This window comes from Halobacillus salinus, assembly GCF_004684905.1.
Lineage (GTDB): Bacteria > Bacillota > Bacilli > Bacillales > Halobacillaceae > Halobacillus > Halobacillus salinus.
This window is the reverse complement of record NZ_SRJC01000003.1, coordinates 105245-115426: the sequence shown is the minus strand read 5'-3', so window position 1 is coordinate 115426 and position 10182 is coordinate 105245. Positions and strand designations below refer to the sequence as shown.

The window sequence follows — 10182 nt, the reverse complement described above, 5'->3', positions numbered from 1 at the left end:
AATAGAAGGAAAGGAGAGGTGGCGATGAATAAAGGACTGACGTGGTGGAAGCTATCGTTAATAGGAGTCGGATGCATGATCGGAACGGGGTACTTCCTAGGTTCGAGTCTTGCTGTCCAGCAAGCAGGAGCATCTGTGCTGTTTGTCTTTCTTGCTGCTGGGATTGTAACTTGGTTCGTGTATCAATCGTTAGCGAAAATGACAGCAGATCATCCGGAAAAAGGTTCATTTCGCACGTATTCCAAGCAGGCATTCGGGGACTGGGCAGGGTTCAGTAATGGTTGGGTGTACTGGTCGTCAGAGGTACTCATTATGGGGAGTCAGTTGACCGCCCTTGCCATCTTTGCCCGCTTTTGGTTTCCTCAAGTTCCCGTTTGGGTGTGTGCAGGGGTTTTTTCCGTGTTGGGGCTAGCCGTATTATATCTCGGTGTTCAAAAAGTAGAGGACTTGGAGAATGTGTTTGGTGTGATGAAAGCAGCGGCTATATTTATGTTCGTGCTTTTGGCAGGGGCCGCTTTGTTTGGAATGTTCGAAACGGAGGGAAGCGGGATTCAAGAGCAACCACTCGAATTCTTGCCAGAAGGGATTACAGGGGTAGGAGTCGCTCTGTTGTATGCCTTCTATGCATTCGGTGGGGTAGAGGTGATGGGGTTGATGGCAAGCGAGCTGAAAGACCCGAAAGAAGCAGAGAAATCAGGAAGGTTGATGCTGCTCCTTTTGACAACGCTCTATCTGCTTTCGTTTTATTTTGTTGTAAAGCTTGCTCCGCTAAATCAGATCGATACGGAGGAGAGCCCCTTCTTAACAGCACTAAAACCCCTCGATTGGAACTGGATCGCTCACGTGTTCAACAGCATTCTGATCATTGCAGGTTTTTCAACGATGGTCGCCTCTTTGTATGCCATTACGGTTATGCTGACTACGCTTGCAGAAGAGGGAGATGCTCCTAAGCTTTTCCGTAAAAAAGGGAAGGAGAGCATCCCGCTGCCTGCATTTTTATTAACAACAGCAACAGTAATCGGCTCTGTTGTACTTGCCTTACTACTTCCTGAAAATATTTTCACCTATATCACGACAGCTGCAGGGTTGATGTTGTTATACAATTGGATGTTCATTCTGATTACTTATCGTAAATTAATGCATGTCGGGGAGATGCGCCAATGGAAAGTATGGGGCGGGGTATTTGGCATCATGCTTGCTGTAATTGGTACATGTTTCAATCCTGCCAGTCGCACGGGATTGTGGGTAAGTTTTCTTTTTCTAGGGGTTATTGCGATCGCAACGGTTGTAAAACATAAAACAGCTCATCATTGATTCTGCTTCGTCATAGCTTTGAAAGGACATTGAAGGGGGATGTTGTTATCGTCGTGTAGGAAGTATTGTTGCCATTCCAAATTTCCATCTTGACCGTACCATTTCAGAGAAGGGTGTGCCGGTACTTGATCAAACGCTTCAAGGCGGTTGCGGATGGCTGCTTTCAATTTCCTCCCATATGTCGTTCCGTCATGGATATCTTCAAAAACCCATCTCGGTTGCAGAGCGATGAGAAAAGTCGGGAAGTGCCGGCTCTTCCTATTTAGATGGGTGGGAGTTGCGCAGAAGGCGAAGTATGGCTGGCCGTTGAAGCAGAACTCCCAGCCAGGGTCTGATGGATTTGTTGGGATATGCTCCGGCCATGGTTCTTCATCCATTTGGTGGACACGTGTGAGAAGTGTCCAAAATAGCTCTTCATACTCGCTGGTGGATATATCTTTAGGAATATGAGTTGTATCAAAGAAGATTACAATAGAAGCATAAGGTCCCGTCTCTCTCGAAATGTTGCCGTACTGGATTAACTGGCAGGCAAATTGTTCAGCTGCCTTAGGAGTGCGAGGGTCTCCAGCGAATCCGAAACGGAGCGAATCTTGTAAGAAACCTTGCACGCCTGGCACGCAAGGATACGGGTGTTCTCGGTCGGTCATCATCCGAGAGAAGTCGTCATAGACCGAACGCTTCCAAGGTTCCAGTGATTCTTTATCGGTTTCGATCATGGATTTGGACAGTAGTTTCATAAAGTTCTCCCTCCTGAAGGTGATTCACACCTTATCGTATGAATGGAAGAACTATAGGTGTATGTCTAAGCCAATAACAACTGGGCTGCCTGGAATCCGAAATATAGACCAAACAAGATGAGGATGAGTCCGGAAAGCACAGAGATGCTTTGGAGGACCTTTGGACGTACCACTCGCTTTGCACCAGATGACAGAGCCGCCATGCTCGCATCCCAAATTAATATTCCAACAAATATTCCGCTACTGTATAGAAGCAGCTGAAGGTTCTCATATTGTTGAGAGACTTGAGCAAGCATCGAGCCGTAAATACCTAGCCAAAAAAGGATGTTCAGGGGATTAGAAATAGCTAGCAGGAAACCAGAGAGCAGAGATCTATTAGGTGATTCTCTTCGTGTCAATTCGGATGAAGCGGGTGGGGGAGAGGACTTCAAAATGCTTTCCACCCCTGTGTAACATAGGACAAAAAAGCCGAATGACCAAAGAAACGTCTGTACGAGTGGAGTGTCCACCCAGTTCGCAATACCAAAAAATATCATTAACATGAATACCATATCAGCAAGCATGGCTCCGACACCGAGCAACCACGCATTCATAAAGCCAAACCGGATCCCCTTATCGATTTGCGCAGCGTTGATAGGTCCGACCGGAGCAGATAGTGAGATTCCCAACAGGATGTAAGTTAAAAATACGGACAAAGCACTCCCTCCTTTATCTCTTACTACTATATCGTGAATGGGACAAGGATATGAGGGGCGTTTTCTTAAGTTTTTTCACTATTTTGATAACGAAACCAAAAGCCAAAAGGAGCCATTAGGCTCCTTTTGGTGTTAGTGCATGTTAGTATTCGGGTTTCCTTGCACGGGTGCTTCTGCGTAGCTTTGAAGCATAGTGTTCATATCTTGGGCATTCAGTTGCGGCACTTGATAGTACCCATGTTTGTTTTGATACAAAAATGTCTCGTAACTCATTTCAATGAAGTTCGGAACACTATCAGCAATCACTCGGCGAAGGACTGGATTCGTCATCTCAAGGGACGTCATAGTCAAAAGAGACGCGAGTGATTTTGTCTGACCAAGCATGTATGCGGACAATCCTTGGTCCGATAAGTCATTGATTGACTGGTTCGGCTTTTTCGGCTGACCTGCTTTGACCCCATATACCGCATCGTTAGGCTGAGTCATTTGATATTGCTGTGTTGGAACTTGTGGATCTTGTCCTGTCGAAAAGCTGTGCACAACGCTGTTGTACGTTTGCTGTACGAATTCAGATTGGCGCTTTAAGATGTCTTTCAGCTCCGGATCCTGAATGTGTTGATCATACATTTGATACTGATCGAGCATGCTGATCATTCCGGCAATAACTTCGTGCGCATCAAAAAGTTCGTGTCCACCATGGTTTTGGTTCATCATCGGTTGCTGACCGGTTTGGTTTTGATTTACAGATTGTGGATTGTTTTGCATTATAGAACCTCCTCAAAGTTGTACTTCTTCAGCTTTCCCAGTAAAGGAAGTTTCATGTGGGTGTAAGCGTTCTAATTTCAGGGGTACATAACTTGTCGTTTCATGTTAAACTTATGAATATGAGTGAATGTTCAAACAATTTCGTAGGAGGCGAATGAGTGAAAATTATTAGTTATCAACACGTCTCAACAGTGTACTCGAATGAGAATGGAGAGAGTAGTCGAAAAGTCTTGCGGGTCATAGTCGATGATGCAGATGAGTTCGCAAACATGGCCAGATCAACCGGCATCCTGTTGGAAGGTCCGGTAATCCAGGAAGACAAGCGCGTCTACACTTTGTTAGCCAACCAACATGTACCGGTAACAATACAGTCAGAAAAATGACACTTTTGATACATAAATAGAGATGAAAAACATGTTAAAATAATGGAAAAGAGGATCGAAAAGGGAGATCTGAATATGACAACTTGGGGAAGAAAGTTATTTGTTGTACTCGTATCCGTACTTACACTAGGCTTATACATTCCTCCTGCCTATGCTGCTGATACAGCTGAGAAAGAGGTAGCACCGCAGGAACCGGAAGAACAAGAAAGTCATTTTTTAAACACGATTGAAGAAGTCCAAGATACACCAGAAGACTTACCACTTACAGCCGATGATTATGTGAATCAAATGAAAGAACAAGCCAAAGAGCAGACCATGATGAAAATGGGGCCTCGTATTATCCAGAAAGTGGACGAGGATATGACAGAAGATATTCTACCGAAAATCGAGGAGATTGTAGACTCCATACTAGAAGATATGGATGAGGACGAACTTCCTCATTATGAAATAACGGAAGAGTTGACTCCTGGTTATGGGGAGAAAATCTTCACATTAATAAACAAAGAGAGCGGAGAGGAACTAGCCCGCTTTGATGTCAGACGTGATAAACGGCCGGGAGAAGGCTACTGGTTCAATTTTCATTATCACTTGAAAGATGATAATTTCGCTAAACACCATACTATCGGAGAAGTGTACTGGGAGAAAAATACACCACCAAAATGGATGTCATAATGAGAAGGAGAGGACGAGCATTTCGTCCTCTTTTCTTATGGAGAAGAATTCATGAAATCCTGCTGGGTCCAGCATTGATTCATGCTAATCTTGTTCGCTTCCGTATACTCATCTCCCCATTTACACATCTCAAATAGAACGGGTTGAAGCTTTTTTCCTAACTCGGTGGTTTCATATTCCACTCGAGGTGGTAATTCTTCGAAGACAGTGCGCTGCACCAAACCGTGGTGCTCTAATTCACGAAGTTGCTGAGTTAACATCTTCTTTGTTATGCCAGGGATAGATCGCTCAAGCTCTTTGAACCGTTTATTCCCTTCATTCAAGTTCCACATAATAAAGACTTTCCATTTACCGCCGATTACATCGACGACAAGGTTAATGGCGCATTGATATTCCGACTGAAGTTGTTTCATCTATCTTACTCCATACAGGTTACGATTCGGTAACCTTGGTTACTAAAAAGTGCCTACTTGTATAGTCAACTCGATGCGTTTAGTATAAGGCATATTCCGTGAAATGATAAAAAATAGAGCTCGAAAGGGAGTTGTTTATATGAAAGCATTACTGTTACACGAACCGAACCAATGGAAGTCTATGAAATTGGAAGAGGTGGAGGCGCCTGATCCGGCTGTGGGAGAAGTACTCGTAGAGGTTCATGCCGTGGGATTGAATCCGGTCGACTATAAGATAGCGACGAATGGACATCCGGCCTGGACATACCCTCATATACTAGGATTAGATGTAGCGGGAGTCGTCCAAGCGCTCGGAGAAGGAGTAGAAGATTTGCACGTAGGTGATAGAGTTGTCTACCATGGTGACTTGCAGAAGAAAGGCGGTTATGCGGAATATGACGTAACCACAGCTCATACGGTTTCCGTCATTCCAGATGCTGTTTCCTTTGAAGAAGCGGCAGCACTACCGACGGCAGGATACACAGCCTATCAAGCGATTCACAGGAAGCTACCTTTAGAAAATATTAACACGATCCTCATCCATGCAGGAGCAGGTGGAGTGGGTGGGTTCGCAATCCAGTTAGCAAAAGCAGCAGGAAAGACCGTTCTCACTACTGCTTCTTCAAAAAAACATGATCACGTTCGTTCTCTGGGCGCCGATTATGCTATTGATTACCGTAACGAAGATGTCGGTCAAAAGGTGGACGAAATCACAAACGGACGAGGAGTGGATGCCGTCATCGACGCTGTCAGCAGAGAAAATGCTACCGCTTCTCTCGACTATTTAGCTCATTTGGGCCACATCGTTTATATTGCCGGAAAACCGGATTTTGACAAGGTGAAGCCTTTTACTAAAGTTGTCTCCTATCATGAGATAGCACTAGGTGCCATCCATCAGGCAGATATCGAATCTCAAAAAGATTTAGCTGTCATGGGAGATGATATGCTCCACCGCGTTGCGGAAGGGACGTTATGGTCTCTGTTATCCGAAACCATTGCGTTTGAGGAAGTGCCACAAGCACTCGAGCGCTTATCTGAACGTCACGTCCAAGGGAAAATCGTAACAAAAGTGAAAGCTTAAACATAGAGTCCAGGGATGCCCTGGACTCTTTTATTGATTATGTTCGGATCCCCATTTATGCATTTCCTGCAGGATAGGCAGGAGTGTTTTTCCTTTTTCCGTCATAGAGTACTCCACTTTCGGAGGAATCTCATCGTATTGTTTACGATTGATGAAGCCGTCCTCCTCGAGCTCCTTCAATTGCTGGCTAAGAACTTTGTGCGCAACCCCTGGCAGGAGGCGGCGTAATTCATTATAGCGGTGCGTGCCTTCCACTCCGAGGTGCCATAAGATGACGGTCTTCCATTTGCCGCCGATTTTTCTTAATGTATATTCAATCGAGCACTTAAGCTTTCCGTTCTCATCAAGCGTCGGTTGTGTCATGTTTTGCCCTCCTTACTTACCTGTAGGTTAGTTTCTCACAAAAAAGTGCATTCTTCCGCTATTTATCGTAAGGGTGTACGATAATAGCGTCAAATCATTTCAATGGAGGTAATTAATTATGCAACCTTATCCTAGAAGTTTTTCTCATATCGGGCTATCCGTACCAGACGTTGAACAAGCGGTGAAATTTTATACAGAAGTGTTCGGTTGGTACACCATCATGGAACCATCTCCGGTTTACAACGATGACACACCAGTCGGTCAAATGTGCCGTGATGTATTCGGTAACGACTGGGAGAGTATGAAAATCGCACACTTATCTACAGGTGATCGCATCGGAGTCGAATTGTTCGAATTCGGTCATAACGAACAGCCTGAAAACAACTTCGAATATTGGAAAACAGGTATCTTCCACTATTGTATCCAAGATCCTGATATTGAAGGAATTGTTGAGAAAATCAAGGCACACGGTGGAAAACAACGTATGCCAATCCGTGAGTATTATCCAGGAGAGAAGCCATACAAAATGGTTTATGTGGAAGATCCGTTCGGTAACGTATTCGAGATTTACACGCATAGTTATGAGCTGACTTATTCTAAAGGGGCTTATTAATAGCAAGGAGCCCGAGCGTTATGCTCGGGCTTTTTTAACTTGTACGATTTTTTAATCTTTTTCTTGCACTGGAGGTCGCAACTGTTATTGATTTGTGTCCAGCTGCTTTCGATAGACCGAAAGGAGGCATGTTGGCATAAATACATTCGTAGTTCTCATTCGGAACGATGTACGTTTCATGATAGATTCCAACGGACCCATCCGTGCCGATCTTCTTATTGAAATTCTTCCAAGCTTTCAAATGCTTCATTCCTCTTGCATAAGCCATCAGTTCTGCTGAAGAGCGCCAATATTGGACCGACATGGTTGTTCTGCCGAAGTAAAGTTCGGTTGACAGGAATCCGAGGTCTTTATTGCTGTAGAGTTCTTGGACCATCCTCGGAAATGCAATGAACACCGGGATCCATTTATGCACTGCCCACCATTTGTTGATGCGCATTCCAATGATAAACAAGACTACATCGTCCTCGTGAGCAGCGGTGAAACGTTCAGATATCACCTTCGCCATTTTTACTCCTCCTCTTGAATAGCCTCTATTGTGTCTTCGCACCAGTCCAAAGCGGCAACTGTCGTTCTTTTGCCGTAATCCAAGGTGAATAGCCAATACTTCGCATCCACGTCCTCTGGGTTATTATCCCTAATCATGTATTCGATGGACTCATATGTGGCATAGACTTCCTTTAACTGTTTCTTGTACTGTTCTAATAAATGAAGTGTCGTGGACAGACTCTGGTGTCGGCTGAAAAACAACTTGAGCAGTAGTTCGTTTTTTTCTTTTGGAACGCTCTCGAGAGGTTCTGCAAGCCAGTCACGAAGAGCTTTTTCCCCGTCCGATGTCAGGGAATATTCTTTCTTGTCTGGCTTATCTTCCTGCGTTTGTTCCTTTACAGACGCCAATCCTTCTTCGACTAGTTTTTTCAGAGTGGGATAAATTTGTCCGTAGCTGATTTTCCAAAAGTGATTCAAACTTCCATCTATCATCTGTTTAATGGAATAGCCTGTCCGACAGCCTATTGTCAAAACACCTAATATTGCGTATTTCGTATGGTTAGTAGCCATCTCTCAAAACTCCTATATCAATTTGATATATATCAATTAGTTATATTATAGAACTACCTCCCTGAATAGACAAGTGAAAACCGATTGAGAACGTATCCGAAAGTGTCGAGAGCAAGAAAAGGGGAATAAAAATCTGAAAAGACGTAGGAGGGGATTGCCTTATGAAGAACGCACTCGTGACAGGTGCAAATCGTGGGATAGGGTTTGAGGCGAGCAGACAGTTAGCGAAGACTGGATACAAAGTTTGGTTAGGTGCTCGAAGAGAGGAAAAAGGGAAAAAAGCGGAGGCGATTTTAAAGGAAGAAGGATTCGATGTACAATATGTATTTTGTGATGTGGCTCAACCGGATCGTATGGAAGAATTGCGTGACCGTATTTTAGAGGAAGATGGAAAGCTAGATGTACTCATCAATAATGCGGGAATTTTCCCTGACAAGAAGGAATCTATTCTGGATGTTGATTCCGTAACTTTTGAAGATGTACAGTTGGTCAACTATTTCGGTCCCTACTTCTTAATGAGAACATTTATTCCTGTCATGATTGATAATAATTACGGAAGGGTCGTCAACTTAGCTGCCGAAATGGGAGTCTCATCCGCTATGGATGAACCGATGGCAGGGGCTTATAAAGCATCGAAATACAGTCTGAATGCATTGACTAGACTTTTCGCAGGATCTACACGTCGCAAGAACGTCAAAGTAAATTCCGTTAGTCCAGGTTGGGTGAAAACGGACCTTGGTGGAGATAAAGCGAAGCGAGAACCAGAAGAAGCGATGGAAGGCATTCTCTGGCTGGCTCAATTGGAGGAGGACGGACCGAATGGGAAATTCTTCAGAGACAAAGAAGAACTGGATTTTTAAAGAAAAAAAGTTCAGCCAAGGTGGCTGAACTTTACTTATGGTCTTCCCCGATGATCCGAACTTCGCGCTCTAGTTCTACGCCGAACTTATCTTTAACCGTCTTCTGAACGTGTTCGATGAGCGAAATGTAATCAGAAGTAGACGCATCGTCTTTATTGACGATAAAGCCAGCGTGCTTCGTCGACACTTCTGCACCGCCGATGCTAGTTCCTTGAAGATCGCTGTCTTGGATCAGCTTCCCAGCGAAGTATCCTGGTGGGCGCTTGAATACACTACCACAAGATGGATATTCAAGCGGCTGCTTCGATTCCCGTTTGAATGTCAAATCATCCATCACGTGCTTGATCTCGTCATAAGTGGAGGGAGTTAGTTTGAACGCTGCCTCAACAACGATATCACCACGCTGTGGGATGTTACTTGTACGATAATCCAGGCCTAATTCAGAAGCATCACGCTTGAGTAGATTTCCGTGCCGGTCTACTACCATAGCGTAATCCAAAACATCTTTTATCTCCCCGCCGTAAGCACCTGCATTCATATACAATGCACCACCTACCGTACCAGGGATACCGCAAGCGAATTCAAGGCCGGACAGTTCTTGTTCTAACGCAAAGCGAGAGGCGTCAATAATCCTTGCTCCGCTCTGAACAATGACAGAATCACCTTCTGTGGAAATACGGTCCAAGTGCTTCAAGTTGATAACCATCCCCCGGATACCACCATCGCGAATGATCAGGTTAGAACCATTGCCGAGGAGAGTGAAAGGAATCTTATCTTCTTTCGCAAGCTTGACTACATTTTGTACTTCTTCAAAAGAAGTCGGAGTAATAAAGAAGTCCGCTTTTCCACCTAATTTCGTATAAAGGTGGTTCTTCAACAATTCATCCACCTTCACATTTTCTTCTTTCACAAGTTCCATTAATTTATGGTAAATCGCTTCTTTTATATTCATGAACACCAATCCTATTTGATTTGTTTTGTTACGTAGCTGTCGATTAACATGGGAGGTCGTATCCCAAAACTAAGCAAAAGGATATTCGTCTTTTTTATGCTTAGTATATGTTTCTTATAAGAAAAGGTTACGTGTACGTTTTTCGCACGTACTATATTTTATCATAATTCACAACACCATGATGGGGCAAATCGGTGGATATCTTTTCTCTCATTGCAAATAGTAAGAGGGAGGGA

14 protein-coding genes are annotated in these 10182 nt (G+C 44.1%); 6 read left to right on the top strand and 8 right to left on the bottom strand.

Annotated features, from left to right (window positions below; genetic code table 11):
* Positions 1 to 24 precede the first annotated feature (24 nt).
* Positions 25 to 1314 carry an amino acid permease gene (locus E4663_RS13065; protein WP_135327947.1) on the top strand — a complete coding sequence of 430 codons (1290 nt, stop codon included), beginning with the start codon at positions 25 to 27 and terminating at the stop codon, positions 1312 to 1314.
* Here E4663_RS13065 and E4663_RS13060 read toward each other — a convergent pair.
* The 3 genes from E4663_RS13060 to E4663_RS13050 all read right to left on the bottom strand — a co-directional run bounded on the left by E4663_RS13060 (position 1308) and on the right by E4663_RS13050 (position 3511).
* A complete protein-coding gene (locus E4663_RS13060) occupies positions 1308 to 2051 on the bottom strand; it encodes a YqcI/YcgG family protein (protein ID WP_135327946.1) in 744 nt (247 codons plus the stop codon). The two genes, E4663_RS13065 and E4663_RS13060, sit on opposite strands and share 7 nt — an antisense overlap.
* Positions 2052 to 2116: 65 nt before the next feature.
* Positions 2117 to 2746 carry a LysE family transporter gene (locus E4663_RS13055; protein ID WP_135327945.1) on the bottom strand — a complete coding sequence of 210 codons (630 nt, stop codon included), beginning with the start codon at positions 2744 to 2746 and terminating at the stop codon, positions 2117 to 2119.
* A 132-nt stretch (positions 2747 to 2878) separates the two neighbouring features.
* Entirely contained in the window at positions 2879 to 3511 is a 633-nt protein-coding gene (locus E4663_RS13050) for a spore coat protein (protein ID WP_135327944.1), read from the bottom strand.
* Positions 3512 to 3669: 158 nt separating this feature from the next.
* On the opposite strand from E4663_RS13050, the gene E4663_RS13045 reads away from it, so the two are divergent.
* Positions 3670 to 3894: a hypothetical protein gene (locus E4663_RS13045; protein ID WP_135327943.1), complete on the top strand. Its 225-nt coding sequence runs from the start codon at positions 3670 to 3672 to the stop codon at positions 3892 to 3894.
* 75 nt (positions 3895 to 3969) lie between these two features.
* Positions 3970 to 4566: a YpjP family protein gene (locus E4663_RS13040; protein ID WP_079478285.1), complete on the top strand. Its 597-nt coding sequence runs from the start codon at positions 3970 to 3972 to the stop codon at positions 4564 to 4566.
* A 35-nt stretch (positions 4567 to 4601) separates the two neighbouring features.
* Here the strand turns inward: E4663_RS13040 and E4663_RS13035 are convergent, their stop codons facing one another.
* The gene (locus E4663_RS13035) at positions 4602 to 4979 is read right to left on the bottom strand and encodes a winged helix-turn-helix transcriptional regulator (protein WP_135327942.1); all 378 of its coding nucleotides are present in this window, start codon (positions 4977 to 4979) and stop codon (positions 4602 to 4604) included.
* A 139-nt stretch (positions 4980 to 5118) separates the two neighbouring features.
* Here E4663_RS13035 and E4663_RS13030 point away from each other — a divergent pair, with 139 nt between their 5' ends.
* Entirely contained in the window at positions 5119 to 6099 is a 981-nt protein-coding gene (locus E4663_RS13030) for a zinc-binding dehydrogenase (RefSeq protein WP_135327941.1), read from the top strand.
* A 30-nt stretch (positions 6100 to 6129) separates the two neighbouring features.
* Here E4663_RS13030 and E4663_RS13025 read toward each other — a convergent pair whose 3' ends face one another.
* On the bottom strand, positions 6130 to 6462 hold the full coding sequence (locus E4663_RS13025) for a winged helix-turn-helix transcriptional regulator (protein ID WP_135327940.1): 333 nt from the start codon (positions 6460 to 6462) through the stop codon (positions 6130 to 6132).
* A gap of 118 nt (positions 6463 to 6580) precedes the next feature.
* Between E4663_RS13025 and E4663_RS13020 the strand changes: the two genes are divergently transcribed.
* Positions 6581 to 7075 (top strand): lactoylglutathione lyase family protein, encoded by a 495-nt coding sequence (locus E4663_RS13020; RefSeq protein ID WP_135327939.1) that lies wholly within the window; start codon positions 6581 to 6583, stop codon positions 7073 to 7075.
* 34 nt (positions 7076 to 7109) lie between these two features.
* Here E4663_RS13020 and E4663_RS13015 read toward each other — a convergent pair whose 3' ends face one another.
* Positions 7110 to 7583, bottom strand: a complete 474-nt coding sequence (locus E4663_RS13015; RefSeq protein WP_135327938.1) for a DUF4188 domain-containing protein — start codon at positions 7581 to 7583, stop codon at positions 7110 to 7112.
* A gap of 2 nt (positions 7584 to 7585) precedes the next feature.
* Positions 7586 to 8134, bottom strand: coding sequence for a PadR family transcriptional regulator (locus E4663_RS13010; protein WP_135327937.1), 549 nt, complete (start codon positions 8132 to 8134; stop codon positions 7586 to 7588).
* Positions 8135 to 8295: 161 nt separating this feature from the next.
* Here E4663_RS13010 and E4663_RS13005 point away from each other — a divergent pair, with 161 nt between their 5' ends.
* The gene (locus E4663_RS13005; RefSeq protein ID WP_135327936.1) at positions 8296 to 8994 is read left to right on the top strand and encodes an SDR family NAD(P)-dependent oxidoreductase; all 699 of its coding nucleotides are present in this window, start codon (positions 8296 to 8298) and stop codon (positions 8992 to 8994) included.
* A gap of 31 nt (positions 8995 to 9025) precedes the next feature.
* Here E4663_RS13005 and murB read toward each other — a convergent pair whose 3' ends face one another.
* A complete protein-coding gene (murB, locus tag E4663_RS13000; RefSeq protein ID WP_079478292.1) occupies positions 9026 to 9946 on the bottom strand; it encodes a UDP-N-acetylmuramate dehydrogenase in 921 nt (306 codons plus the stop codon).
* Positions 9947 to 10182: the final 236 nt, after the last annotated feature.

Coding starts and splice junctions, on each gene's coding strand:
- E4663_RS13065 (WP_135327947.1), top strand. CDS start 25: ATGAATAAAGGACTGACGTGGTGGAAGCTATCGTTAATAGGAGTCGGA.
- E4663_RS13060 (WP_135327946.1), bottom strand. CDS start 2,051: ATGAAACTACTGTCCAAATCCATGATCGAAACCGATAAAGAATCACTG.
- E4663_RS13050 (WP_135327944.1), bottom strand. CDS start 3,511: ATGCAAAACAATCCACAATCTGTAAATCAAAACCAAACCGGTCAGCAA.
- E4663_RS13040 (WP_079478285.1), top strand. CDS start 3,970: ATGACAACTTGGGGAAGAAAGTTATTTGTTGTACTCGTATCCGTACTT.
- E4663_RS13035 (WP_135327942.1), bottom strand. CDS start 4,979: ATGAAACAACTTCAGTCGGAATATCAATGCGCCATTAACCTTGTCGTC.
- E4663_RS13030 (WP_135327941.1), top strand. CDS start 5,119: ATGAAAGCATTACTGTTACACGAACCGAACCAATGGAAGTCTATGAAA.
- E4663_RS13025 (WP_135327940.1), bottom strand. CDS start 6,462: ATGACACAACCGACGCTTGATGAGAACGGAAAGCTTAAGTGCTCGATT.
- E4663_RS13020 (WP_135327939.1), top strand. CDS start 6,581: ATGCAACCTTATCCTAGAAGTTTTTCTCATATCGGGCTATCCGTACCA.
- E4663_RS13015 (WP_135327938.1), bottom strand. CDS start 7,583: ATGGCGAAGGTGATATCTGAACGTTTCACCGCTGCTCACGAGGACGAT.
- E4663_RS13010 (WP_135327937.1), bottom strand. CDS start 8,134: ATGGCTACTAACCATACGAAATACGCAATATTAGGTGTTTTGACAATA.
- E4663_RS13005 (WP_135327936.1), top strand. CDS start 8,296: ATGAAGAACGCACTCGTGACAGGTGCAAATCGTGGGATAGGGTTTGAG.
- murB (WP_079478292.1), bottom strand. CDS start 9,946: ATGAATATAAAAGAAGCGATTTACCATAAATTAATGGAACTTGTGAAA.